Annotated in this window: 22 protein-coding genes; 12 read left to right on the top strand and 10 right to left on the bottom strand. The window is 70.6% G+C overall.

The genetic code is table 11. The features are described 5' to 3' along the window. Positions 1-70: 70 nt before the first annotated feature. A complete protein-coding gene (locus tag ACWTPI_RS31895) occupies positions 71-880 on the top strand; it encodes an IclR family transcriptional regulator (protein ID WP_020423704.1) in 810 nt (269 codons plus the stop codon). Between the two features lie 21 nt (positions 881-901). Here the strand turns inward: ACWTPI_RS31895 and ACWTPI_RS31890 are convergent, their stop codons facing one another. Both ACWTPI_RS31890 and ACWTPI_RS31885 read right to left on the bottom strand, forming a co-directional pair. Beyond that, a complete protein-coding gene (locus tag ACWTPI_RS31890) occupies positions 902-1,894 on the bottom strand; it encodes a TIGR03571 family LLM class oxidoreductase (protein WP_454733770.1) in 993 nt (330 codons plus the stop codon). A gap of 22 nt (positions 1,895-1,916) precedes the next feature. Beyond that, positions 1,917-3,047, bottom strand: coding sequence for an alkene reductase (locus ACWTPI_RS31885; RefSeq protein ID WP_059412340.1), 1,131 nt, complete (start codon positions 3,045-3,047; stop codon positions 1,917-1,919). A gap of 236 nt (positions 3,048-3,283) precedes the next feature. Here ACWTPI_RS31885 and ACWTPI_RS31880 point away from each other — a divergent pair, with 236 nt between their 5' ends. Then, on the top strand, positions 3,284-4,132 hold the full coding sequence (locus ACWTPI_RS31880; protein WP_454733769.1) for a D-amino acid aminotransferase: 849 nt from the start codon (positions 3,284-3,286) through the stop codon (positions 4,130-4,132). A gap of 109 nt (positions 4,133-4,241) precedes the next feature. Here the strand turns inward: ACWTPI_RS31880 and ACWTPI_RS31875 are convergent, their stop codons facing one another. The 3 genes from ACWTPI_RS31875 to ACWTPI_RS31865 are packed head-to-tail and all read right to left on the bottom strand — an operon-like array spanning position 4,242 to position 7,971. Next, entirely contained in the window at positions 4,242-5,846 is a 1,605-nt protein-coding gene (locus ACWTPI_RS31875; RefSeq protein WP_454733768.1) for a benzoate-CoA ligase family protein, read from the bottom strand. A 55-nt stretch (positions 5,847-5,901) separates the two neighbouring features. Further along, the gene (locus ACWTPI_RS31870) at positions 5,902-7,455 is read right to left on the bottom strand and encodes a 3,4-dehydroadipyl-CoA semialdehyde dehydrogenase (protein WP_454733767.1); all 1,554 of its coding nucleotides are present in this window, start codon (positions 7,453-7,455) and stop codon (positions 5,902-5,904) included. Between the two features lie 36 nt (positions 7,456-7,491). Beyond that, positions 7,492-7,971, bottom strand: coding sequence for a DUF4863 family protein (locus ACWTPI_RS31865; RefSeq protein WP_454733766.1), 480 nt, complete (start codon positions 7,969-7,971; stop codon positions 7,492-7,494). 88 nt (positions 7,972-8,059) lie between these two features. Between ACWTPI_RS31865 and ACWTPI_RS31860 the strand changes: the two genes are divergently transcribed. The 6 genes from ACWTPI_RS31860 to ACWTPI_RS31835 all read left to right on the top strand — a co-directional run bounded on the left by ACWTPI_RS31860 (position 8,060) and on the right by ACWTPI_RS31835 (position 15,468). After that, on the top strand, positions 8,060-9,106 hold the full coding sequence (locus ACWTPI_RS31860) for a helix-turn-helix transcriptional regulator (protein ID WP_454733765.1): 1,047 nt from the start codon (positions 8,060-8,062) through the stop codon (positions 9,104-9,106). 138 nt (positions 9,107-9,244) lie between these two features. Continuing rightward, positions 9,245-10,903, top strand: coding sequence for a 2,3-epoxybenzoyl-CoA dihydrolase (gene boxC / locus ACWTPI_RS31855; RefSeq protein WP_454733764.1), 1,659 nt, complete (start codon positions 9,245-9,247; stop codon positions 10,901-10,903). A 107-nt stretch (positions 10,904-11,010) separates the two neighbouring features. Beyond that, positions 11,011-12,438: a benzoyl-CoA 2,3-epoxidase subunit BoxB gene (gene boxB / locus ACWTPI_RS31850; RefSeq protein ID WP_454734052.1), complete on the top strand. Its 1,428-nt coding sequence runs from the start codon at positions 11,011-11,013 to the stop codon at positions 12,436-12,438. Positions 12,439-12,547: 109 nt separating this feature from the next. Further along, positions 12,548-13,834, top strand: coding sequence for a benzoyl-CoA 2,3-epoxidase subunit BoxA (gene boxA / locus ACWTPI_RS31845; protein WP_454733763.1), 1,287 nt, complete (start codon positions 12,548-12,550; stop codon positions 13,832-13,834). Positions 13,835-14,218: 384 nt separating this feature from the next. Next, positions 14,219-14,596: a YcgJ family protein gene (locus ACWTPI_RS31840; RefSeq protein ID WP_454733762.1), complete on the top strand. Its 378-nt coding sequence runs from the start codon at positions 14,219-14,221 to the stop codon at positions 14,594-14,596. Between the two features lie 95 nt (positions 14,597-14,691). Continuing rightward, entirely contained in the window at positions 14,692-15,468 is a 777-nt protein-coding gene (locus ACWTPI_RS31835; protein WP_059412348.1) for a bestrophin-like domain, read from the top strand. A gap of 38 nt (positions 15,469-15,506) precedes the next feature. Here ACWTPI_RS31835 and ACWTPI_RS31830 read toward each other — a convergent pair whose 3' ends face one another. Both ACWTPI_RS31830 and ACWTPI_RS31825 read right to left on the bottom strand, forming a co-directional pair. Continuing rightward, positions 15,507-15,953, bottom strand: a complete 447-nt coding sequence (locus tag ACWTPI_RS31830) for a hypothetical protein (protein ID WP_020201776.1) — start codon at positions 15,951-15,953, stop codon at positions 15,507-15,509. Between the two features lie 261 nt (positions 15,954-16,214). Continuing rightward, complete coding sequence (locus tag ACWTPI_RS31825) at positions 16,215-17,030, bottom strand: IclR family transcriptional regulator (protein WP_454733761.1); 816 nt, start codon at positions 17,028-17,030, stop codon at positions 16,215-16,217. A 100-nt stretch (positions 17,031-17,130) separates the two neighbouring features. Between ACWTPI_RS31825 and ACWTPI_RS31820 the strand changes: the two genes are divergently transcribed. The 4 genes from ACWTPI_RS31820 to ACWTPI_RS31805 are packed head-to-tail and all read left to right on the top strand — an operon-like array spanning position 17,131 to position 21,339. Further along, positions 17,131-18,120, top strand: coding sequence for a tripartite tricarboxylate transporter substrate binding protein (locus tag ACWTPI_RS31820; RefSeq protein ID WP_020201778.1), 990 nt, complete (start codon positions 17,131-17,133; stop codon positions 18,118-18,120). 14 nt (positions 18,121-18,134) lie between these two features. After that, positions 18,135-19,649, top strand: a complete 1,515-nt coding sequence (locus ACWTPI_RS31815; protein ID WP_020201779.1) for a class I adenylate-forming enzyme family protein — start codon at positions 18,135-18,137, stop codon at positions 19,647-19,649. Next, entirely contained in the window at positions 19,643-20,503 is an 861-nt protein-coding gene (locus ACWTPI_RS31810) for a citryl-CoA lyase (protein ID WP_454734051.1), read from the top strand. Before ACWTPI_RS31815 ends, ACWTPI_RS31810 begins: the two co-directional genes overlap by 7 nt. Continuing rightward, positions 20,500-21,339 carry an SDR family NAD(P)-dependent oxidoreductase gene (locus ACWTPI_RS31805; protein WP_454733760.1) on the top strand — a complete coding sequence of 280 codons (840 nt, stop codon included), beginning with the start codon at positions 20,500-20,502 and terminating at the stop codon, positions 21,337-21,339. Before ACWTPI_RS31810 ends, ACWTPI_RS31805 begins: the two co-directional genes overlap by 4 nt. Before the next feature lie 30 nt (positions 21,340-21,369). Here the strand turns inward: ACWTPI_RS31805 and ACWTPI_RS31800 are convergent, their stop codons facing one another. The 3 genes from ACWTPI_RS31800 to ACWTPI_RS31790 form a co-directional block, all read right to left on the bottom strand. After that, on the bottom strand, positions 21,370-22,164 hold the full coding sequence (locus tag ACWTPI_RS31800) for an HpcH/HpaI aldolase family protein (RefSeq protein ID WP_029043335.1): 795 nt from the start codon (positions 22,162-22,164) through the stop codon (positions 21,370-21,372). A gap of 237 nt (positions 22,165-22,401) precedes the next feature. After that, positions 22,402-23,097 carry a fumarylacetoacetate hydrolase family protein gene (locus ACWTPI_RS31795; protein WP_020201783.1) on the bottom strand — a complete coding sequence of 232 codons (696 nt, stop codon included), beginning with the start codon at positions 23,095-23,097 and terminating at the stop codon, positions 22,402-22,404. Positions 23,098-23,186: 89 nt separating this feature from the next. Continuing rightward, a complete protein-coding gene (locus ACWTPI_RS31790) occupies positions 23,187-23,609 on the bottom strand; it encodes a VOC family protein (protein WP_020201784.1) in 423 nt (140 codons plus the stop codon). Positions 23,610-23,728 lie beyond the last annotated feature (119 nt).

Here is a 23,728-nt window from a genome sequence, read left to right as displayed (position 1 = left end):
TAAATAATAGGAATTTGTTTGTGTAGAGTGACCGGCTATCGGGCCATTCGAGCCTTGACCGGAGAACGCAATGGAAGCAGGCAAAGACGTTGGCGCGGTAATACAGGCGGCATCGATCCTGCGGGTGTTGTCGGATACGCGGCAGCCGCTGGGCGTGACCGCCATCGCGCGCATCGCCGCGCTGAATCCGTCGACCGCGCTGAACATCCTGAGGACCCTGGTGAAAGAGCGGCTGGTTGCCTTCGAGCCGGCCACCAAGACCTATGGCCTCGATCTCGGCCTGCTGGAACTGGCGCGGGTCATGCTGGGGAAGACGGAGGTGGAATTGTTGCGCCCGGGACTGCAGCGCATCGCGAACCAGTTCGAGGCCACCGTCAGCGTATGGCGGGTGGTGGATTCGCAGCGCGCTCCACCACGGGATTCAAGGCGAGATTCGCCGCGCTTCCTGCTGCTCGATCGATTGAAGCCGGAGCTCGGCGTGCATATCGAGTTCCGCAGCGCGATGCGGATTCCGCTGTACGCCGGCGCGATCGGGCGCGCGGCCGCGGCTGCCGGCCAGGTGTCCCCCGAACGGTTGCGGGAAGCCTTCGCGGGCATCCGCTGGAATACGCCGATGCCATTCGAGCGCTATCTCGCGGAGATCGATGAAGCGCGGCAGCGTGGTTACGCGGTGGATGCCGGCGTGCTGATCAAGAGCGTGGTCTCGGTCGCCGCGGCGATAGCGGATGCGCACGGCCGGCCCGCGCTGGCGGTCAGTACCCACACGTTCAGCGGACAGCTTGCCGACGACGCCTTGCACGAACTCGGGCGCTGCATCGGCGCGGCTTGCGCGCAGGCGCAGGCTGCGCTGTTCGGTCAGGCGGGAGCGCGGACCGGGTGACGAGCGGTCCGCGCGCCGCGGCTACGCCACCACGCGCATCTCATGGGTCACGGTCTCCGCGATGCATGCTGGAGCCTGAGCCGCCACCGCCTCCACATGAAAATGCGGCAGCACATGCGCCGCGATTTCCTCCATCGCTTCGCCCACCGGCCGCTGGCTGCGGCGGAAGTGCAGGGCGATGTGCGCGGCGCCGGCCGCGCGCATGGCGCGCAGTTCTTCGATCAGCCCGTTGCGGCCGACCGCCGCGCCGAAGCGGTGGCGGCGGATCGGCGCGTCGGGGTCGGCCAGCAGGTCGAGGTGGATGAAGCTGATGTAGGGCTTGGCGCCGGCGGCGCCGCGCCACATGGCGCTGCGGCGCGCGTGGTCCTCGGGCGTGCCGGGGTAGGCCAGCCAGCCGTCCATGTGCTCGCCGGCCCAGGCGGGCGCTTGCTGGGCCAGCCCGGCCACCAGCAGCGGCAGCGGCTGCTCCGGGCGCGGCAGCATGCGCACGCCTTCGGGCAGGCGCGACGCGCCGGCGTCGCGCAGCAGCGCCACGTGCTCGCGGAAGGTTTCGCCGCGGCGCGCGAAGTCGCGGCCGAAGACCGGGTATTCGACCGGGCGGTCGCCGCTGGCCACGCCGAGCAGCAGCCTGCCGTTGCTGAGCCGGTTCACCGTGGCGGCGGACTTGAGCGTCAGCATCGGCTCGCGCAGCGGCAGCACCACGGCGGCGGTGCCGAGCAGGATGCGCCCGGTCACGCCGGCGAGGTAGCCGAGGTAGCTGAAGGTCTCGAACACCTGCGCGGCGTCGCCGAACTGCGGGTCGTAGAGCGGCACGTCGCGCACCCACAGCGCGCGGAAGCCGAGCCGGTCGGCCAGCCGGGCCAGTTCGCCGTGGCGGGCCATGTCGGGCTCGCCGGGCAGGCGGCCGGATGCGCGCCGGGCGGCTTCGCCGGCGGGCGACCAGTCGTTGTCCAGCGGCAGTTCCACGCCGACGCTGAAGCCGCCGGCGGTCAGTTTGTCCAGTGCGCCGGGCATGGCGGTCTCCTTGGCGGCGGGATCAGGCGGCATCGGCTTGCGCGCCGGTGTTGCTGGCGTGCCGCGGATAGTCCGTGTAGCCGGCCTCGGCGCCGCCGAAGTATCTGGCGCGGTCGCCGGTGTTGAGCGGCAGGTCGTGGCGCAGGCGATACGGCAGGTCCGGGTTGGCGATGAACGGGCGGCCGAAGCCGATCAGGTCGGCCCAGCCCCGGGCGAGCGCTTCCTCGGCGCGCGGCTTGGTGTAGTTGCCGGAGTAGATCAGCGTGCCGGGGTAGATCGCGCGCAGCGCTTCCTTGAAGGCGGCGGGCATCACGGGCGCGTCTTCCCAGTCGGCCTCGGCGATGTGGATGTAGCCCACGCCGATCTGGCCGAGCGCGTGCGCGGCGGCGAGGTAGGTGGCCTCGGGCGTGTCGTCGACCGCGCCCTGCAGCGTGGTCAGCGGCGCCAGGCGCACGCCGATGCGGTCCTTGCCGACCACGTCGGTCACGGCCTGCGCCACTTCCTTGAGGAAGCGCAGGCGGTTGGCCAGCGAGCCGCCGTAGGCGTCGGTGCGGGCGTTGGCCTGCGAGTCGATGAACTGGTTGATGAGGTAGCCGTTGGCGCCGTGCAGCTCCACGCCGTCGAAGCCGGCTTCCAGCGCATTGCGCGCGGCGCGGGCGTAGTCGGCCACGATGCCGGGGATCTCGTCGATCGACAGCGCGCGCGGCGCGGAGTGCTGGACCATCTCGCCCACGCCGCCCTGCGGGCCCTGGCCGCTGGCGTCGACGAACACCTTCACGCCCTCGGCGACCAGCGCCGACGACGATACCGGCGCGGCGTTGCCCGGCTGCAGCGAGGTGTGCGAGACGCGGCCCACGTGCCACAGCTGCGCGAAGATCCGGCCGCCGGCGGCGTGCACCGCGTCGGTGATCTTGCGCCAGCCGCGCACCTGCTCCCCGGTGTAGATGCCGGGCGTCCAGGCGTAGCCCTGGCCCTGCCGGCTGATCTGCGTGCCTTCGGAGATGATCAGGCCGGCGCTGGCGCGCTGGGCGTAGTACTCGGCCATCAGGTCGGTGGCGACGTCGCCGGCGGCGGCGCGCGAACGGGTCATCGGGGGCATCACGATGCGGTTCTGCGTGGTGATGTCGCCAAGGGTGTAGGGGGTGAACAGCATGGTTGCCTCGCTTCGGATGGGTGGATGAAGCGATTGTCGGGGCGGCCGGCTCCGGCAAAAACCCCGTGGCAGGCAAATGATTCTTGCCGCGCGATCAAGGAAGGCGCGCCCGCGCGGGTGCGGCAGCAGGCACAGAGGCCGCCCGCGCGTCATGCTTAATTTGCATGAGCTGCCGCCGCGGCTTGTGGAAGAATGCCGCATTCCCTTCCACCGCTGCCCCGAGACCCCTGCCAACCATGAACGAAGACATCGTCTACCTCAACGGCGAACTCACGCCCCTGTCCGAAGCCCGCGTCCCCGTGCTGGACCGCGGCTTCATCTTCGGCGACGGCGTGTACGAAGTCGTGCCCATCTACGGCGGCCGGCCGTTCCGCCTGCCGCAGCACCTGGCGCGGCTGGCGCGCAGCCAGGAAACCATCGGCATTCCCAATCCGCATACGGAGGCCGAATGGATGGCGCTGATCGACCGCGTGGTCAAGGCCAACGGGCTGTCCGACCAGATGGTCTACATCCAGGTCACGCGCGGCGTGGCGCGGCGCGCCCATGCCTTTCCCAGGGAGGTGACGCCGACGGTGCTGATCATGACCAACCCGATGACGCCGCCGTCGGCGCAGATGCGCGAGCAGGGCGTGGTGTGCGTGACGCAGGAAGACAAGCGCTGGCTCCATTGCCAGATCAAGTCCACCTCGCTGCTGGGCAACGTGCTGGCGGCGCAGAACGCGGCCGAGCATGGCGTCACCGAGAGCATCCAGTTCCGCGACGGCTTCCTGACCGAGGCGTCCTCGTCCAACGTGTGGATCGTCACGCAGGGCCGCGTCAGCGCGCCGCCCAAGGACAACCTGATCCTGGAAGGCATCCGCTACGGCTGGATGGAGGAGCTCTGCGCCAGGCTGGACATTTCGCTGGAAGCGCGCCGCATCGCGCGCGAGGAAGTGTTCGCGGCCGACGAGGTGCTGCTGACCTCGGCCAGCAAGGAAGTGCTGCCGGTGGTGACCATCGACGGCAAGACCATCGGCGCGGGCGTGCCGGGGCCGGTGTTCAAGCGGCTGTATGCGGCGTACCAGGAGGCGAAGGCGGCGGCGTGAGGCGCGCCGCGGAATGACTGCGGGTCTGCTCCCCTCTCCCATTGCATGGGAGAGGGGAGCAGACCGTCGGCAGGTACGCGGCCATCGTGGCGCTTTGCGCGACCCGGCGTCAGGCCGGCGCGCCTTCCAGCTCGCGCAGCCGGAAGCGCTGGATCTTGCCGGTGGCGGTCTTGGGCAGCGCGGGCACGAACTCGATCACGCGCGGGTACTTGTAGGGCGCCAGGCGTTCCTTGACGAAGGCCTTGAGCTCGGCCTCGCCGGCCCGCGCGCCGGGCTTGAGCACGATGAAGGCCTTGGTCCTGGTCAGGCCGGCGGCGTCGGGCACGCCGATCACGGCCGCCTCGAGCACGGCCGGGTGCTGGGCCAGCGTGGCTTCCACCTCGAACGGCGAGACGTAGATGCCGCTGACCTTGAGCATGTCGTCGCTGCGACCGGCGTAGCAGTAGCTGCCGTCGGGGTTGCGCACGTACTTGTCGCCGCTCTTGGTCCAGCCGCCGCGGAAGGTCTCGCGCGATTTCTCGCGGTTGCCCCAGTACATCAGCGCGGCACTCGGGCCCTGGATGTAGAGGTCGCCGACTTCGCCGTCGGGCACCGGGCGGCCTTCCTCGTCGCGCAGCTCGACCGCGTAGCCGGGCACCGGCCAGCCGGTGGTGCCGTAGCGCACCTGGCCGGGGCGGTTGGAGAGGAAGATGTGCAGCATCTCGGTGGAGCCGATGCCGTCGATGATCTCGCAGCCGAAGTGGGCGGTGAAGCGCTCGCCGAGCTCGGCGGGCAGCGCTTCGCCGGCGGACGAGCACAGGCGCAGCGCGACCGCGCCGCGCGCGGGCAGGGCCGGCGAGGCGAGCATGCCGGCATAGCCGGTCGGCGCGCCGAAGAAGACCGTGGGCCGGTGTTCCAGCCAGCGCCGGAAGGTGGCTTCGGGCGTGGGCCGCTCGGCCATCAGCACCACGGTGGCGCCCACGCTCAGGGGGAAGCTCAGGCCGTTGCCGAGCCCGTAGGCGAAGTACAGCTTGGCGGCGGAGAAGCAGACGTCGTTTTCATGCAGGCCGAGGATGGGGCCGGCGTACAGTTGCGCGGTCCAGTACGGGTTGGCCTGGCTGTGCAGCACGCCCTTGGGGCGGCCGGTGGAGCCGGACGAATAGAGCCAGAAGCCGGGGTCGTCGGGGCCGGTGCCGGCGGGCGCGGCCAGCGGCGCGTGGCGCGCGAGCAGTGCGTCGAGCGCGACGGTGCCGGCGTAGTCGGCGTCGGCGGCATCATTGGCGTCATTGGCGGGCGCGCCGTCCGGGTGCGAGACGATGACCTCTTTCACTTCGTGGCCGCCCTGCGCCATCGCCTGGCGCAGCACCGGCAGCAGCGCGGCCGACACCAGCACCGCCTGGGCGCGGCTGTGTTCCAGCATGTAGGCGTAGTCGTCGGCGGTGAGCAGCGTGTTGACCGCCACCGGCACGATGCCGGCGTACATGGCGCCGAGGAAGGACACCGGCCAGTCGTTGCAGTCGTGCATCAGCAGCAGCACGCGCTCTTCGCGGTGGATGCCGCAGTCCTGCAGCGCGGCGGCCAGGCGGCGCACGCGCTCGGCCAGCGCGCCGTAGCTGAGGCTGCCGCGGTCGTCGATATAGGCGGTCTTGCCGGCGCGCCGCGCGTTGCGGGCGATCAGGTGCGCGGCGAAATTGAAGGGCGTGCCCGGCGGCTGCGCGGGCGTGTCGGTGGTCATGCTTGTCTCCCCTGGTGGGTGGCGGGTCGTGCTGGCGGCGGGTCGTGCGCCCGGCCTACAGTTGCGCCAGCACGCCGGTGCCGGCCTGCACGGCGCTGCGCCGGTGATAGAAGTTCAGCGCGCGCAGCCCGCCCAGTTCCTCGCCGCCGCCGGCGCGGCCCGGGCCGCCGTGCAGCGACTGCGGCATGACGTTGCCGTGGCCGGTGTGCGACTGGCCCACTTCGGGCGAGACCACGTGGACGCGGCCGTGGCTGTCGGCCAGCGCGACGGCGGCGGCGGCCAGCGCGGCGGCGTCGCTGCCGTACAGCGAGGCCACCAGCGAGCCTTGCCCGCGCCGCACCAGCGCCAGCGCGTGGGCGGCGTCGCGGTAGGGCACCAGCGTGGCCACCGGGCCGAACACCTCGGTGTCGTGCACGCGGTCGGCACTGTCGGCACCATCGGCATCGCGCACGCCCAGCAGCGTGGGGCCGACGCAGCAGGCCACGGCCGGGTCGGCGTCGACCAGCGCGTGCGTGGCGCCGTCGTGCAGCACTTCGGCCTGTTCGCGCAGGTAAGCCAGCCCCTCGCGCACCGTGTCCAGTTGCGTGCGGCTGACCAGCGCGCCCATGCGCACCGCGTCGTGGCGCGGGTTGCCCACGGTGGTCTTGCGCAGGCGCGCGCCGATGGCCTCGGCGGCGGCGCCGTACAGCGCCGCGGGCACGAAGATGCGGCGGATGGCGGTGCATTTCTGCCCGGACTTGACCGTCATCTCGCGCGCGGCCTCGCGCACCAGCAGGTCGAACGCCTCGCCGCCGGCGGCTTCGCCCGGCAGCAGCAGCGCCGAGTTGACGCTGTCGGCCTCGATGTTGACGCGCACCGAGCGCCGCGTGACCGCCGCGTGCGAGCGGATCAGCGCGGCGGTGGCGGCCGAGCCGGTGAAGGACACCACGTCGAACGGCTGCAACTGGTCGAGCAGGCCGGCCGCGCTGCCGCACACCACGGACAGCGCGCCGGGCGGCAGGATGCCGGCCTCGATCACGTCGCGCACCATGCGCTGCGTCAGCCATGCCGTGGCCGTGGCGGGCTTGACGATGACCGGCACGCCCGAGAGCAGCGCGGGCGCGGCTTTCTCCCACAGCCCCCAGGCGGGGAAGTTGAAGGCGTTGATCAGCAGCGCCACGCCGCGCGTGGGCGCGAGCACGTGCTGCGACTGGAACAGCGGCTCCTTGCCCAGGCGCGCGGCCTCGCCGTCCAGCAGGAAGCGGCGCGCGCCGAGCGACTCCCCGAGCTTCGCGTAGGTGCCGAGCGTGAAGATGCCGCCGTCGATGTCTACCGCCGAATCGTTGCGCACCGTGCCGCTGTTGGCGGTGGCGATGTCGTAATAGGCGTCGCGGTTGGCCTGCAGCACCCTGGAGACGGCGCCGAGCAGGGCGGCGCGCTCGCGGTAGTCGAGCGCGCGCAGGGCCGCGCCGCCCTGTTCGCGGGCGAAGGCGAAGCCGGCGGCGAGGTCGAGCCCGGCGGCGTCCACGCGCACCAGTTCGTGGCCCAGCACGGGGTCGCGCAGCGCCGTGCCGGCGCCGGTCCCGGCCTGCCAGCGGCCGCCGAGATGGTTGGAAAGCAGTTCGGTCATGATGCGGGTTGCCTGTGGTGTGAATCTAGTGCGAATTCACCGCGTGAATTCGATGCGCCCGGCGGGTAGCAGGTAGAGCACCAGCGCGCGGCCCTGCGTGACGGTGGGCCGGTGCGCGCTGCCCGGCGGGCAGACCAGCCAGCCGGCTGGGCGGCCGTCGAAGCGCGCGTCGCCTTCGAGCGGCATGATCAGGTCGATCTCGCCTTCGGGATGCACGTGGTGCGGCCCGGCGATGTCGCGCATGTCCACCACGTCGACCGAGAAGCCGTGCAGTTCGTCGTCCGGCTTGAAGATGCGGCCGTAGCGGATGCCGCCGCCTTCGCGGTTGCACAGCCAGCCCTCGGCCACGCCGGTCTCGCAGGCGGCTTTCAGTTCGCGGTAGGCGGGGCTGCCGGCGCCGTGTTCGGTGTTGAGCCAGGCGTCGAGGGCGGCATCGAGCGGGCGGCCGGCGATCTCGGCCGTCAGCCGCGCGATCCGTGCGCGGAATGCCTGCGCATGAAATTCGGTTGGGGACATCTGGGGGCTCCATTAGACTTAGCCGGGTTGCATACCCACGCTTCATGCATTATTGTGCATGTGTGAAACATAGAGCCGACGAGAAATCATGTCAAGCAATATATTGCATGCGACCGGGTTAACGCCGATCGAGCAGCCGATCGAGCAAGAGGCCGCGCTGGACGAGGGCGAGGCCGGCGCAGCACAGCCGGGTGCACAACCAGGTGCACAGCCGGCCGCACAGCCCGCCGCCGGTCAGGACGCCGCTTCCGCGGCCGCCAGCGCCGGCGAGCGGAACGCGCTGCTGGCCGGCCTGGGCGAGCGCGTGCGCGAGCTGCGCGCGCGCCGCGGCCTGACCCGCAAGGCCACCGCGCTGGCCGCCGGGGTGTCGGAGCGGCACCTCGCCAACCTCGAATACGGCAGCGGCAACGCCTCCATCCTCGTGCTGCAGCACGTCGCCGGCGCGCTGCAATGCTCGCTGGCGGAACTGCTGGGCGACGTCTCCACCTCGTCGCCGGAATGGCTGCTGATCCGCGAGCTGCTGGAGCACCGCGACGAAGCCACGCTGCGGCGCGTGCGCATCGCCATCGGCGAGATGCTGGGCACCGGCGGCGGCAACGCCGCGCGCAGCCCGCGCGTGGCGCTGATCGGCCTGCGCGGCGCCGGCAAGTCCACGCTGGGCGCGATGCTGGCCGAGGACCTCGGCTTTCCGTTCGTGGAGCTGAGCCGCGAGATCGAGCAGTTCGCCGGCTGCAGCATCTCCGAGATCCAGGGCCTGTACGGCATGAACGCCTACCGCCGCTACGAGCGGCGCGCGCTGGAGGAGGCGATCCAGATCTATCCCGAGGCGGTGATCGCCACGCCGGGCGGGCTGGTGTCCGACCCGGCCACCTTCAACCTGCTGCTGGCCCACTGCACCACGGTGTGGCTGCAGGCCGACCCGGAAGACCACATGAGCCGCGTGCGCGCCCAGGGCGACCTGCGGCCGATGGCCGCCAGCAAGGAGGCGATGGAAGACCTGCGCCACATCCTGGCCGGCCGCGCGGCGTTCTATTCCAAGGCGGAGTTCAGCGTGGACACCAGCGCCGAGCCGCTGGAGGAGACGTTCCAGGCGCTGCGGGACGTGGTGCGGCGGGCCTTGCGGCTGCCGCTCTAGCGGCGGAGGGGCGTTTCAGGCGCCTCGGCAGAAAATATGCACAATAGTGCTTGACGTGGGTTTTGGTGGGAACTATATTTCGTTCCACCAGATTCCCGATCACTGCACTATCGTGCTTCGCTGCCGAGGAGACACCGCATGACTACCGCCCCCCGCGTCGATTACCAGACCGACCCGTCCCGATACAAGCACCTGAAGCTGACGTTCGACGGTCCCGTTGCCACGCTGGCGGTGGACATCGACGAGAACGCCGGCCTGCGCCCCGGCTACAAGCTCAAGCTCAACAGCTACGACCTCGGCGTCGACATCGAACTGAACGACGCGGTCAACCGCATCCGCTTCGAGCATCCCGAGGTGCGCACCGTGGTGGTCACGAGCGGCAAGGACCGCGTGTTCTGCTCGGGCGCCAACATCTTCATGCTGGGCGTGAGCAGCCACGCCTGGAAGGTGAATTTCTGCAAGTTCACCAACGAGACCCGCAACGGCCTGGAAGACTCGTCGCGGCACAGCGGCCTGAAATTCCTCGCCGCGGTCAACGGCGCCTGCGCCGGCGGCGGCTACGAGCTGGCGCTGGCCTGCGACGAGATCATCCTGGTCGACGACCGCGCCTCCGCCGTGAGCCTGCCGGAGGTGCCGCTGCTGGGCGTGCTGCCGGGCACCGGCGGCCTGACCCGCGTGACCGACAAGCGCCACGTGCGCCATGATCTCGCCGACATCTTCTGCACCACCACCGAAGGCGTGCGCGGCCAGCGCGCCAGGGACTGGCGCCTCGTCGACGACATCGCCAAGCCCGCCGTGTTCGCGCAGAAAGTGCGCGCGCGCGCGCTGGCGCTGGCCGCGCGGAGCGACCGTCCGGCCGACGGCCGCGGCGTGGCGCTGACCCCGCTTCGGCGCGGCGTGGACGCCGATGCGCTGCGCTACGAGCACGTGAGCGTGGAGATCGACCGCACCGCGCGCCGCGCCACCTTCATCGTCAGGGCGCCGTCGGCCACGCAGCCGCGGACGCTCGGCGCCATCGCCGAGGCGGGCGCCGCGTGGTATCCGCTGCAGCTGGCGCGCGAGCTGGACGACGCCATCCTGTCGATGCGCACCAACGAGCTCGACATCGGCACCTGGCTGATCAAGACCGAGGGCGAGGCCGCCGACGTGCTGGCGATGGACGCCACGCTGCTCGCGCACAAGGACCACTGGCTGGTGCGCGAGACCATCGGCCTGCTGCGCCGCACGCTGGCGCGCCTGGACGTGTCGTCGCGCAGCCTGTTCGCGCTGATCGAGCCAGGCTCGTGCTTCGCCGGCACCTTCCTCGAACTGGCGCTGGCCTGCGACCGCAGCTACCACCTCGCGCTGCCCGACGACGAGGCGCGCGCGCCGAAGATCACCGTGGCCGAGGCCAACTTCGGCCTCTACCCGATGGTGACGGGGCAAAGCCGCCTGGGCCGCCGCTTCTACGACGAGCAGCCCGCGCTCGAAGCGGTGCGCGCCCGCGCCGGCCAGCCGCTCGACGCCGACGCGGCCCACGCGCTCGGCCTCGTCACCGCCAACCCCGACGACATCGACTGGACCGACGAAGTGCGCATCGCGCTGGAGGAGCGCGCCGCCATGTCGCCCGACGCGCTCACCGGCATGGAAGCCAACCTGCGCTTCAACGGCCCCGAGAACATGTTCACCCGCATCTTCGGCCGGCTCACCGCCTGGCAGAACTGGATCTTCCAGCGCCCCAACGCCGTGGGCGAGAAGGGCGCGCTCAAGGTCTACGGCAAGGGTGACAAGGCCGCGTTCGACTGGAACCGCGTCTAGACCGCACGCCCCCGGCGGCGCGGCGCGTTTCCCGGTGGGGGCGCCGCGGCCGGCACCGATCCTTCTCCACCCAAGCCAACGCAGCACAGCCAGCCACGGAGACAATGATGTCCGGCATCAACTACAGCGAAAAGATCCCCAACAACGTCAACCTCAGCGAAGACCGCACGCTGCAGCGCGCGCTCGAGCAATGGCAGCCCAACTACCTGAGCTGGTGGAACGACATGGGCCCGGACGGCTCGCAGAATTTCGACATCTACCTGCGCACCGCCATCAGCGTGGACCCGCAGGGCTGGGCCCACTTCGGCCACGTGAAGATGCCGGACTACCGCTGGGGCATCTTCCTCAACCCGGCCGAGGCCAACCGCAAGATCCACTTCGGCGACCACAAGGGCGAGGACGCCTGGCAGGACGTGCCCGGCGAATACCGCGCCAACCTGCGCCGCATCATCGTCACCCAGGGCGACACCGAGCCGGCCTCGGTCGAGCAGCAGCGCCACCTCGGCCTGACCGCGCCGAGCATGTACGACCTGCGCAACCTGTTCCAGGTCAACGTGGAAGAAGGCCGCCACCTGTGGGCGATGGTCTACCTGCTGCACAAGTACTTCGGCCGCGACGGCCGCGAGGAAGGCGAGGCGCTGCTGGAGCGCCGCAGCGGCCAGCAGGACAATCCGCGCATCCTGCAGGCGTTCAACGAGCAGACCCCCGACTGGCTGTCGTTCTTCATGTTCACCTACTTCACCGACCGCGACGGCAAGTTCCAGCTGTGCGCGCTGGCCGAATCGAGCTTCGACCCGCTCGCGCGCACCACCAGGTTCATGCTGACCGAGGAAGCGCACCACATGTTCGTGGGCGAGAGCGGCGTGTCGCGCGTGATCCAGCGCACCTGCCAGGTCATGAACGAGCTCAAGACCGACGACCCGGCCCGCCTGCGCGCGGCCGGCGTGATCGACCTGCCGACCATCCAGCGCTACCTGAACTTCCACTACAGCGTCACCATCGACCTGTTCGGCGCGGACGAGTCCAGCAATGCCGCCACCTTCTACAGCACCGGCCTCAAGGGCCGCTACGAAGAAGGCAAGCGCACCGACGACCACGTGCTCAAGGGCCAGAGCTACAAGGTGCTGCAGGCCGTGGGCGGGCAACTGGTGGAGAAGGAAGTGCCGCTGCTCAACGCGCTCAACGAAGTGCTGCGCGACGACTACATCAAGGACAGCATGGCCGGCGTGGAGCGCTGGAACAAGGTCATCGAGAAGGCCGCCATCCCGTTCCGCCTGAAGGTGCCGCACAAGGCGTTCCACCGCAACATCGGCGCGCTCTCGGGCGTGAAGATCTCGCCGGACGGCCGCGTGGTCTCCGAGGCCGAATGGCGCGACAACGTGGACCAGTGGCTGCCCAGCGACGGCGACCGCGCCTTCGTGGCCAGCCTGATGGGCCGCGTGGTCGAGCCCGGCAAGTTCGCCAACTGGATCGCGCCGCCGGTGATGGGCATCAACCGCCAGCCGGTGGATTTCGAGTACGTGCGCTTCAACTGAGCGCCGCGCCCGCGCGCGGGCGCTACCTGCGGCAGGAACCCCCGCGCCTGCCGCCGCAAGCCAATGGGGAAGCCCCCGGCCACAGGGGGCACGCTACCCGGAGATCGCCTTGGACATGTCCGACATCCAGGTCGTCAGGCAGCACCTGATCGACCCCGAGATCTGCATCCGCTGCAACACCTGCGAAGCCACCTGCCCGGTGGCGGCCATCACGCACGACGCGCGCAACTACGTGGTGGATGCCGACAAATGCAACGCCTGCATGGCCTGCATCTCGCCGTGCCCGACCGGCTCGATCGACAACTGGCGCACCATGCCGCGCGCGCGCGCCTACGGCATCGGCGAGCAGCTCGGCTGGGACGAGCTGCCGGCCGAGCTCACGCCCGAGCAGCTGGCCGCCGCCGGCGTGGCGGCCGGCGCCGAGCCGCCGCCGCCGGCCGCCGTCTCGCTGCCCGCCGCCGCCAGCGGCGAGGCAGCGTTCAACAGCGCGCAGTACGGCGCCACCGTGCCGCCGTGGTCGGCCGCGCATGCCTACACCAACCTGTACGGCGCCAAGGCCGCCAGGACCATCGCCGCCACCGTGACCGGCAACGTGCGCGTGACCGAGGTCGGGCGCGAGGCCGGGCACGACTACGACACGCACCACATCGTGCTGGATTTCGGCGCCTTGCCGTTCCCGGTGCTCGAAGGCCAGTCGATCGGCATCGTGCCGCCCGGCGTGGACGCCGCCGGCCGCGCGCACCACGCGCGCCAGTATTCGGTGGCCAGCGCGCGCAACGGCGAGCGGCCCGGCTACAACAACCTCTCGCTGACCATCAAGCGCGTGCTGGAAGACCACCAGGGCAATCCCGTGCGTGGCGTGGCGTCCAACTACATGTGCGATCTGCGGGTGGGCGACAAGGTGGAGGTGATCGGCCCGTTCGGCAGCAGCTTCCTGATGCCCAACCACCCGCGCTCCAACATCGTCATGATCTGCACCGGCACCGGCAGCGCGCCCATGCGCGCGATGACCGAATGGCGCCGCCGGCTGCGCAAGTCGGGCAAGTTCGAGGGCGGCAAGCTGATGCTGTTCTTCGGCGCGCGCACCAGGGAGGAACTGCCTTACTTCGGCCCGCTGCAGAACCTGCCCAGGGATTTCATCGACATCAACATGGTGTTCTCGCGCACGCCGGGCCAGCCCAGGCGCTACGTGCAGGACGCCATGCGCGAGCGCGCCGCCGACCTCGCGGCGCTGCTGGCCGACCCCGACACGTATTTCTACGTGTGCGGCCTCAAGAGCATGGAGGAGGGCGTGGTGCTGGCGCTGCGCGACGTGGCGCAGCAGGCCGGGCTGTCGTGGGAGACGCTGGGCGCCGACCTCAGGCGCGAGGGGCGGCTGCACCTGGAAACGTATTGAGCGGCCGGGCCGGCGCCGGCCCGGAGCCCTCCGCGATGGCGTTCCGCCCGAACGCCATCGAATGCACATCATTGAATTCCACACGCCCGCAGCCTGCCGTGCGCGCGACCGCCGCCGGCACGTCATGCCGCTTCCCGCGGCGGATCTTTCCAGCCAATCCCCGCGCGCGGGACAGGCGGGCTGCCGTTCAATGCGGCACGCCCGGCGCCGAACAAATGCGCGTGACTGGTCTTGCCGGCCACGGAGACGTCACGTTGCCGTTGGCTGATGGCATACTACATCGGCGAATTTCCGCGAGAAGCGCGTCAAGGCTGGTTCCGGTCTTGCCCGGAGAGATCCTCGCGGCGACGATCGCATTGGGAGGCAAGAGATGCCGAGGGAGTCATGATCAGATGTTTCGTCCGTTTCGTCCGCTTCGTCCGTTTCCTCCCGCTGTTGCTTGCGGCCGTGCTTGCCGCGCCTGCCTGGGCGGCAAAGCCGGGGAAGGTGTTCTCGCCCGGAGCGGGGGTCCTGTGCGACCGCTACGTGTGCGCGGGCGCAGGCGGAATATCCTACGCGCTGACGGAGAAATACCTTGGCAGGAAGGCGTTGGAAAGATTGCGCTCCCAGGGAGAATTCGACCTGACGGCATTCACGTTCGAATCGGGTCTGTTTTGCGATGCCAATCAGCGCGTGTGCCGGTTCGGCCGATATTTCGACAAGAACGGCGTTCGGGATGGCGTGGTCTCGCCCAAGTACACGCGCCTGCTGTTCGGGCAATGACGCGGCGGCGCGTCGGGAAGCAAGACATCAGGAATTAAGCATCGAGCGTCGCCGCGCGGCGTTGTGATCGAATCCGGCCCCTGGAAAACATTGCCATGCTGCACCAGTTCTACCACGTCGTGCCTTATTCATGGCCGCTGCTCCTGCAGTACCTTGCCCTGTTGTCGGTCGTGAGCGCGTGCGGCGCGGTTGGCGCCAGGTATGTGCGGAACGCCGAATCGGGGGCCACCGACGATATCAGGGTGGTCCTGAGCGCCACGCTGACGCTGCTGGCGCTGGTCGTGGGGTTCGCCTTCTCGCTTGCCATCGGCGGATACAACGCGCGCCAGGCCAACGAGGCAATGGAGGCCAACAGGATCGAGTCCGCCTTTTTCAAGGCGGAACTGTTGCCGGGCGAGGATGCCGGCAAAGTGCGCGGCTTGCTCCGGCAGTATCTGGATGCGCGGCTGCGTTTTTACCAGACCGGCCACGGCAGGCAGACGGATGAGCTGGCCGGCAATGCGAATCTGCTCAGGTCGCAGATGTGGGCGATCGTGGCGCGGAACGCCGGAAGGCAGCCGAATCCGGTCGCCGTGCTGCCGGTGTCCGCAATGAGCGACTTGCTCGGTTCGTATGAGAATTCGACGGCCAGCTGGCGAAGCCAGATACCACCCGCGGCCTGGGGCCTGATCACGGCGCTGGCCGCCTTCTGCAGCGCGCTCATCGGCTACAGCGCCGGCGTTCGCAATCACCGCGGGCTCCTCGTGGTGTTTCCCGCGGTCATCTCGATTTCGCTCGCCCTCATCGCCGACATCGACGTGCCGGGCCGGGGACTGATTCACGTCAGCCCGGACAACCTGGCTCGGGTCGCAAGCCTCATCGCCGGCGCTTAGGGTCCGCTCAGGGTCCGGCCCGGCCGCGCGATCCCCGGTTACTTGGCCGCCTTGTCGTGCTCGGCGAGGCCGACGGCCTTGTAGTCGTAGGTCGGGTAGAACTCGGTGCGGTACGCGCCCCAGGCGGTGTCTTCCAGCACGCGGTTGACCTCGCGGATGCGCGTGGCGGGCAGGCGCAGCGTGATGACCTGGCCGATCCCCATCGCGACGTACCAGCTCACCACCTCGACGCCCGCCGGCGGAAACGCCTTGTAGAAGCCCTGCTTGGCCAGTTGCGCGTTCAGCTCGCTGAGCGGGCGCGACTGGTCGTGCCGCAGGAACACGGTGAGCAGCACCGCGTTGTCCGGCGTCGCGGTGGCCGTTCCCGCGGGCGGCGCGTTGACGGTCTGCGCGCCGGCGCTGCCGCTGTACAGGCAGGCGGCATTCAGGGCCGCGGCGGTGCCGAGGATGGTTGCGGCGAAACGAAGCTTGCTGGTGATGCTCATGGGGGCCTCTTGAGTGTGGCCGGGCCGGTGCCCGGTCTGAGCCTGGGGGGTTGCCTCATCCTGGTGGATGACGGGTCTGCCACGTCACGGTGGCCCGGGTAGGCTACTCGCGCCACCTGGCGTTGTCCAGCCAACAGGCATGCCGGCGCGCGCGTTCCGCGCGTCCCGTCCCGCGGCTACTGAACTGCCGGCGCCGATGCGCCGGCGGTCATCAATCTGTCGCCCGGCGGTGCTACTTCGCGGGTCGCGCGCCGCGTCCCCTCACAACCCCTTCGGCAACAGCGCCGCCAGCGATTCGCGCATCGCGCGCGCGATCAGTTGCTGCCGCTCGCGCGGCATGCGCGCCAGCGTGGAGGCCACGCTGATGCCCGCGACCGGCTCGCCGTCCGGCGCGTGCACCGCCATGCCGACCGCCAGCACGCCGCTGGTGGCGTGGTTGCCGATCACCGACCAGCCGCGCTCGCGCGTGGAGCGCACCAGGATCTTCATGCGCTCGGGCGTCATGCCGCCGTAGCGGCCCAGCGCCGGCGCGTTGGCGGCGATGCAGCGCTCGATCTCTTCGTCGGGCAGTGCGGCCAGCAGCGCCAGCCCCGCGGCGCCCACGCCGAGCGGCTGGCGCGTGCCGATCTGGATCACGAGGATCTGCACCGGGTGCGTGCCCACGTGGCGCGCGATGCAATGCGAGATCGGCCCCTCGCGCACGATGGCGAAGGCCGCGTCGCCGCAGGCGGCGCTCACGCGCGCCAGCACCGGCTGCAGGCGCGCGGCGAAGCCGGGCGTGGCGCGCGGCTGCGCCAGCGCCGCCGCGCGCGGTCCCGCCACGTAGCGGAAACGCCCGCGCTGCGCCACGTAGCCGCTCTCGATCAGGGTCGCCAGCAGGCGGTAGACGGTGGCGCGCTCGAGCGCCGCGATGCGGCACAGGTCCACCACGCGCAGGCCGTCGCGGCCGCTGTCGAGCACCGCGTCGAGCAGTTGCAGGCCGCGCCGCAAGGTGCGCGCGCCACAGTCTTCGGCCACCTCGGCGGCGGAGTGAACGTCCGGCTGGCGGACGTTTCGGCTGGCAGTGCGGGCAGGCATGGGGAAGAATTTCTCGGTCGACGGAGCCACCCCGCAGTATGCCGCAGCGCGGTCAGAAGGGGGCCCGAGACGGCATCGCACCGCCAAAACAGGAGACAACATGACTTCGCACAACGCACTGCGCCGGCGCTTGCTGGCATTCGCCGCGGCGCTCGCCTGCGGCGCCGCGCCGGCCCTGCGGGCCCAGCCCGCCGCGTGGCCGACCAAGCCGGTCCGGCTGGTGGTCGGCTATTCCGCCGGCGGCGCCACCGACGTGATCGCCCGCCTCGTCGCGGTCAAGCTCGGCGAGCAGCTCGGCCAGTCGGTGGTGGTGGACAACCGCGCCGGCGCCAACAGCAACGTGGGCGCCGAACTGGTGGCCAAGTCGCCGCCGGACGGCTACACGCTCTACGTCTACACCATCGCCAACACCATCAACGCCTCGCTGTACGACAAGCTCGGCTACGACCCGCAGAAGGACTTCGAGCCGGTCGGCCTGATCGCGCGGATTCCCAACATCCTGGTGGTCAACCCCAAGCTGCCGGTGAAGACGCTGGCCGACTACATGCGCCTGGCCAGGAGCGCGCCGGAGGGCGTGACGTTCGCCTCGTCGGGCAGCGGCTCGTCCATCCACCTGTCGGGCGAGATGTTCAAGATGCAGGCCAAGCTCAACATGCTGCACGTGCCCTACCGCGGCAGCGCGCCGGCCGTGACCGACCTGCTGGGCGGGCAGGTGCAGTCGATGTTCGACAACACGCCGTCGTCGCTGCCGCACGTGAAGGCCGGCCGGCTGCGCGCCATCGCCATCACCAGCGCGCAGCGCTCGCCGCTGCTGCCCGACGTGCCGACCGTGGCGGAGTCGGGCTTTCCCGGCTTCGACGTGCAGTCGTGGTTCGCGCTCGCCGCGCCGGCGGGCACGCCGCAGCCGGTGGTCGAGCGGCTCAACGCCGCGCTGGGCAAGGTGCTGGCCATGCCGGACGTGCGCCAGCGCCTGCAGGACCTGGCGGCCACGCCCGAGCCCGGCACGCCGGACCAGCTGCGCAAGCTGATCGCATCCGAAACCAGGCGCTGGCGCGATGTCGTCAAGCAGTCCGGCGCCAAAGCCGAATAAGGAGGATTTACCGCATGTTCCCGATCGATTTCTTCTGGCGCGCGGCCGCGCGCTGGCCCGGCAACATCGCCATCGACGCGCCCGAGGGCGCCATCCGCTACGACGCGCTGGCCGAGCGGGTCGCGGCGCTGGCCGCGGCGCTGGTGGCGCTGGACCCCGCGCCGCAGAGCCGCGTCGGCATCTGCGCGCGCAACAGCGCCGAGCACATCGTGGCGCTGCTGGCGGCGCTGGCCTGCGGCAAGGTCTGGGTGCCGCTCAATCCCAAGAGCACGCGGCCGGAGATCCGCCGCATCATCGACGCGACCGAGCCGTCCATCCTGGTGATCGATCCCGCCTGCGCCGGCCTGCTCGAAGGCGCGCCCGGCGAGCGCATCTACTGCGGCCCGCCGCCGGCCGGCGAGCGCACGCTGGCGGGGCTGGTGGCGCAGCATGCCGGCGCGGCGCGCCCGGTGTTCTCGCTGCCGCCCGAGGCCACGCAGGCGATCAAGTTCACGGGCGGCACCACCGGCGCGCCCAAGGGCGTGATGCAGACCTACCGCGCGTGGATGGCCAACATCGCCAACCAGATCCACACCTGGGGCTTCGACGAGCACGAGCGCTACATCGTGGCCGCGCCGGTCACGCACGGCACCTCCACCTACCTGCTGCCGATCCTGGCGCAGGGCGGCTGCCACGTGGTGCTGGCCGAGGCCGGCGCCGAGGCCGTGCGCACCGCCTTCCGCGAGCGCGGCGGCACGGTGTGTTTCATGCCGCCCACGCTGGTCTACATGCTGATGGCGCTGCCGGGCGCCTCGCGCGCGGACTTCCCGCACCTGCGCCGCCTGATCTACGGCGGCGCGCCGATGCCGCCCGAGAAGATCCGCGAGGTGCGCGAATTCTTCGGCCCGGTGCTGGGCACCACCTACGGCCAGACCGAGGCGCCGCAGAACCTGACCGTGATGCGCCCCGAGGATTTCGAGGACGAGCGCAACTGGGCCGCCGTGGGCCGCGCCACGTGGTTCAGCGACGTGGCCGTCATGGCGCCCGACGGCCGCCTGCTGCCCGCCGGCGAGGTGGGCGAGGTGGTGGCGCGCGGCGACCTGCTGATGAGCGGCTACTGGCGCCTGCCGGAAAAGACCGCCGAGACCCTGGTGGACGGCTGGCTGCACACCGGCGACCGCGGCCTGATCGACGCGCGCGGCTACCTGTATCTCAAGGACCGGCTCAAGGACATGGTCATCACCGGCGGCTTCAACGTCTACCCGATCGACGTCGAGAACGCGCTGGGCCAGCATCCCGCCGTGCACGAATGCACCGTGTTCGGCGTGCCCGACGAGAAATGGGGCGAGGCGGTGCAGGCGGCGGTGGAGCTGCGCCCCGGCCAGCACGCCAGCGAGGCCGAGCTGATCGCCTTCGTGCGCGAGCGCCTGGGGCCGGTGCAGACGCCCAAGCGCATCCACTTCCATGCCAGCCTGCCGCGCTCGCCGGTGGGCAAGGTGCTCAAGACCGCCGTGCGCGACCGCGCGCTGGCGCCCGCCGACGTATCCTGATCGTCCGCGCCTCCGCACCTCCGTTCCTCCGCACAACAAGAGACCAAGCCATGACCAACGCCGCTTCGAACGCCGCCACGCCCGTCACCCGCCTGTGCACGCACACGCTCACCAGCCTGCATTACCGCGATGCCGACCTGGTCGAGGACCTGATGGGCAAGAAGACCTTCACCGAGGTGATGCTGATGCAGATCCTGGGCCGCGCGCCGCGCCCGGTGGACCTGCGCATCACCGACGTGGTGCTGATCGTGCTGATGGAGCACGGCCTCACGCCCAGCGCCATCGCCACGCGCCTGATCTACATGAGCGCGCCCGAGAACCTGCAGGGCGCCGTCGCCGCCGGCCTGCTGGCCGTGGGCAGCTCCTTCGTGGGCACGATGGAAAACTGCTCGCAGCTGCTCGACCGCATCGGCGCGGCCGCCGACCCGGATGCCGAGGCGATGGAGATCGCGCGGCACTACAAGTCCATCAAGGCCCACGTGCCCGGCTTCGGCCACCACCTGCACAAGCCGGTGGACCCGCGCGCCTACAAGCTGCTGGAGATGGGCCGCGCCGAGCCCGAGCTGGGCGGCGACAAGATCCGCGCGCTGGAGCGCCTGTCCGCGGCGGTCGACGCGGTGGCGGGGCGGCCCATCACCATCAACGCCACCGGCGCCGTGGCCGCGCTGCTGGGCGAGCTGGGCGTGCCCACGGCGGTGATGCGCGGCTTTGCCGTGATCTCGCGCGCGGCCGGGCTGGTGGCGCATATCGTCGAGGAACAGCAGAGCCCGTCGGGCCGCTTCATCTGGGATACCGTCGAGCACGCCATTCCCTACGTGGGCGAAGGCGGGCGCGCGGCGGGAGAGGGCGCATGACGGCGGACGCGACGCGGGATGCGCGCCCGCCGGCGCTGCCGCTCGATCTGTCCGGGCGCACGGTATTCGTGGCGGGGGCCGGTTCGGCCGGGCCGGGCTGGAGCATCGGCCGCGCGTCGAGCGTGACCTACGCGCGGCTCGGCGCGCGGGTCTGCGTGGCGGACCGCGACGCGGCCTCGGCCGCGGAAACCACCGCATTGATCCGCGCCGAGGGCGGCACGGCCGAGACCTTCGTCGGCGACGTCGTCGTGGAGGACGACGTGGTGCGCCTGTTCGCCGAGGCGCGCGAGCACTTCGGCGTGGTGGACGTGCTCCATCACAACGTCGGCATCGGCAAGACCGGCGGCCCGCTGGAGACCAGCGCGGCCGACTTCGACCGCATCCACGCCGTCAACGTGCGCAGCCTGCTGCTGGCCAGCCAGCAGGTGCTGCCCGACATGGTGGCGCGCGGGCGCGGCGCCATCGTCGCGATCTCGTCGGTGGCCGGCATGCGCTACCTGGGTTATCCGCACCTGGCCTACAACGTGACCAAGGCGGCGGTGATCCAGTTCACGCGCATGCTGGCGCAGCAGTACGCGCCGCACGGCGTGCGCGCCAACACGGTGGTGCCGGGCCTGATCGACACGCCGCGCATCGCCACCACGGTGGCCGGCATGTTCTCCGCGACCAGCCTGGAGCAGGCGAAGGAAGCGCGCGCCGCGCAGGTGCCGCTGGGCCGCATGGGCAGCGCGTGGGAGGTGGCGCACGCCTGCGCGTTCCTGGCCTCGGACGCGGCCGCCTACGTCACCGGCACCGAGCTGGTGGTGGACGGCGGCATCACCGGCAAGTACGTGTAGCGCGCGCTGGCATGGTCGGCATGCCGGCGGTCAGTAGCCCTGGGCGCCGCCGCCGGCCGGCGCCTGCCCGGCGCGCATCTGCGTCACCACCTGGCGGGCGCCGGCGGCCATCAGGCGCGCGTCGGAGCCGACCGTGACGAAGCGGAAGCCCTGCCCGATGCGGCGCAGCGCCGCTTCCGGCGCGCCGTTGTGGATGCCGGCGACCACGCCGTGCGCCTGCGCGCGCGCCAGCACGTGGGCGATGGCGGCGGCCACCGGCGGATCGACGTCGTCGAAGACCGGGCGGCAGCCGAGCGCGAGCGAAAGATCGGACGGGCCGATGTAGACCGCGTCCAGCCCCGGCACCGAGAGGATCGCGTCGAGATTGTCCAGCCCCTGCCGGGTCTCGATCATGGCGAAGGTGACGATGGTCTCGTTGGCGCGCTCGGGATAATCGGCGCCGCCGTAGAGCAGCGCGCGGATCGGCCCGAAGCTGCGCGAGCCCAGCGGCGGGTAGTGCGTGGCGGCGACGAAGCGCTCCGCGTCCTCGCGCGTGTTGATCATCGGGCAGATCACGCCATAGGCGCCGGCGTCCAGCACCTTCATCAGGATGCCGGGCTCGTTCCACGGCACGCGCGCCACCGGCACGGTGTCGGTGGTGGACACGGCGGTAAACAGCGCGAGCGCGTCGCGGTAGTCGAGCGCGCCGTGCTGGAGGTCCACGGTCAGCGAGTCCCAGCCCTGGTGCGCCATCGTCTCGGCCGCGAAGCTGCTGGGGATGGAGAGCCAGCCATTGACCACGGCCTGGTCGGCCGCCCACATCTTTCGAATCCGGTTCTCGCGCATCGGGCTTTGTCTCCTGGCTGGTCTTCGCCAGGCGACACGTGCCCCCGGCGTGTTCTCGACGGCGGATCGCGGCGATCCGCGCTGCTGCGGGGAAGTATAAGCCGGGGATAGCCGGGTTTGGGCCGGCCCCGCTCCCCTCTCCCGCTCGCGGGAGAGGGGTCGGGGGAGAGGGCCAGCGCTGGCGAATGCTGTCGGACTGGAAAAAGCCGTCCGCTTGCGATGCCTGACCCCGCTGCCTCAGCGCTTGCCGACCGTGAACGCGATCTCGCCCACGCCTTCCACGCCCGCCGTCACCTTGTCGCCCTGGCGCAGTTCGCCCACGCCGGCCGGGGTGCCGGTGAAGATCAGGTCGCCGGGGGCCAGGGTCACGCTCTGCGAGACATAGGCGATCACGTCCGCGACCGGCCAGATCAGTTCGTCGAGGTTGCCGTCCTGGCGGGTCTCGCCGTTGACCGCGAGCCAGATGCGGCCCTTGGCCGGATGGCCGACGCTGGCCACCGGGTGCAGCGGGCCGCTTGGGCCGGAGGCGTCGAAGCTCTTGGACCAGTCCCACGGCCGGCTCATCTTCTTGGCCACGTCCTGCAGGTCGCGGCGGGTCATGTCCACGCCCACGGCGTAGCCCCACACGAAGTCCAGCGCCTGCTCGGGCTTGATGTCGGCGCCGCCCTTGCCGATCGCCACCACCAGCTCGATCTCGTGGTGCAGGTTCCCGGTCAGCGGCGGGTAGGCCACGGTGCCTTCGGCCGGCACCACGGCGTCGGCCGGCTTGGTGAAGAAGAACGGCGGATCGCGGTCGGGGTCGTTGCCGAACTCACGCGCGTGCGCGGCGTAGTTGCGGCCGACGCAGAACACGCGGCGGATGGGGAAGCGGGCATCGCTGCCGGCCACGGCGACGCTCGCCTGGGCGGGCGGCTGGATCACGAAATCGGTCATCTTGGAATCCGTAGGTGAGGGGGCTTGGAAAAATGCGCCGGAACGATCCGGCGCCTGCTTGGCAAACGTGGCTTGCGGCCTGGCGGCACTTACTTGGCGAACACCTGGCTGAGGTCGCCGAAGGCCTTGAACTCGAGCGCGTTGCCCGACGGGTCGAGGAAGAACATGGTGGCCTGCTCGCCGACCTGTCCCTTGAAGCGCACGTGCGGCTCGATCACGAACTGCGTATCGGCCGCGCGCAGCCTGTCGGCCAGCGCTTCCCATTCGGGCATCGGCAGGATCGCGCCGAAGTGGCGCACCGGCACCTCGTCGCCGTCCACCGCGCTGGTGGCGCGATGGCCGCATTCCTGCGGCGCCAGGTGCGCCACCACCTGGTGGCCGTAGAAATCGAAGTCGATCCAGGCGTCGGAGCTGCGGCCTTCGGGGCAGCCGAGCAGGCCGCCGTAGAAGCGGCGCGCTTGCGCCAGGTCGTTGACGGGAAAGGCGAGGTGAAACAGCGGGATGGCGCTCATCGGGGGCTCTCGGGGGGACGGGTTGGCCGGTTCCGCGCCGCGGCCGGCGCGGCGCTGGTCCGTTGATTGTAATCAGCAGAACTCGTAATATGAAACGAATGTTTTCTGCTCTGAGTATC

Source organism: Cupriavidus ulmosensis (assembly GCF_977008105.1).
Note: the sequence above shows the minus strand (reverse complement) of the source record. Positions and strands in the feature narration are given on the sequence as shown.

Bases quoted from the DNA above. Each gene is read 5' to 3' on its own strand.
- ACWTPI_RS31890 (WP_454733770.1), bottom strand. From the start codon at position 1,894: ATGCCCGGCGCACTGGACAAACTGACCGCCGGCGGCTTCAGCGTCGGC.
- ACWTPI_RS31790 (WP_020201784.1), bottom strand. From the start codon at position 23,609: ATGAGCGCCATCCCGCTGTTTCACCTCGCCTTTCCCGTCAACGACCTG.
- ACWTPI_RS31840 (WP_454733762.1), top strand. From the start codon at position 14,219: ATGATCAGATGTTTCGTCCGTTTCGTCCGCTTCGTCCGTTTCCTCCCG.
- ACWTPI_RS31825 (WP_454733761.1), bottom strand. From the start codon at position 17,030: ATGCCTGCCCGCACTGCCAGCCGAAACGTCCGCCAGCCGGACGTTCAC.
- ACWTPI_RS31870 (WP_454733767.1), bottom strand. From the start codon at position 7,455: ATGACCGAACTGCTTTCCAACCATCTCGGCGGCCGCTGGCAGGCCGGG.
- boxB (WP_454734052.1), top strand. From the start codon at position 11,011: ATGTCCGGCATCAACTACAGCGAAAAGATCCCCAACAACGTCAACCTC.
- ACWTPI_RS31820 (WP_020201778.1), top strand. From the start codon at position 17,131: ATGACTTCGCACAACGCACTGCGCCGGCGCTTGCTGGCATTCGCCGCG.
- ACWTPI_RS31805 (WP_454733760.1), top strand. From the start codon at position 20,500: ATGACGGCGGACGCGACGCGGGATGCGCGCCCGCCGGCGCTGCCGCTC.
- ACWTPI_RS31815 (WP_020201779.1), top strand. From the start codon at position 18,135: ATGTTCCCGATCGATTTCTTCTGGCGCGCGGCCGCGCGCTGGCCCGGC.
- ACWTPI_RS31800 (WP_029043335.1), bottom strand. From the start codon at position 22,164: ATGCGCGAGAACCGGATTCGAAAGATGTGGGCGGCCGACCAGGCCGTG.
- ACWTPI_RS31835 (WP_059412348.1), top strand. From the start codon at position 14,692: ATGCTGCACCAGTTCTACCACGTCGTGCCTTATTCATGGCCGCTGCTC.
- ACWTPI_RS31860 (WP_454733765.1), top strand. From the start codon at position 8,060: ATGTCAAGCAATATATTGCATGCGACCGGGTTAACGCCGATCGAGCAG.
- ACWTPI_RS31875 (WP_454733768.1), bottom strand. From the start codon at position 5,846: ATGACCACCGACACGCCCGCGCAGCCGCCGGGCACGCCCTTCAATTTC.
- boxC (WP_454733764.1), top strand. From the start codon at position 9,245: ATGACTACCGCCCCCCGCGTCGATTACCAGACCGACCCGTCCCGATAC.
- ACWTPI_RS31895 (WP_020423704.1), top strand. From the start codon at position 71: ATGGAAGCAGGCAAAGACGTTGGCGCGGTAATACAGGCGGCATCGATC.
- ACWTPI_RS31795 (WP_020201783.1), bottom strand. From the start codon at position 23,097: ATGACCGATTTCGTGATCCAGCCGCCCGCCCAGGCGAGCGTCGCCGTG.
- ACWTPI_RS31885 (WP_059412340.1), bottom strand. From the start codon at position 3,047: ATGCTGTTCACCCCCTACACCCTTGGCGACATCACCACGCAGAACCGC.
- ACWTPI_RS31830 (WP_020201776.1), bottom strand. From the start codon at position 15,953: ATGAGCATCACCAGCAAGCTTCGTTTCGCCGCAACCATCCTCGGCACC.
- ACWTPI_RS31865 (WP_454733766.1), bottom strand. From the start codon at position 7,971: ATGTCCCCAACCGAATTTCATGCGCAGGCATTCCGCGCACGGATCGCG.
- ACWTPI_RS31880 (WP_454733769.1), top strand. From the start codon at position 3,284: ATGAACGAAGACATCGTCTACCTCAACGGCGAACTCACGCCCCTGTCC.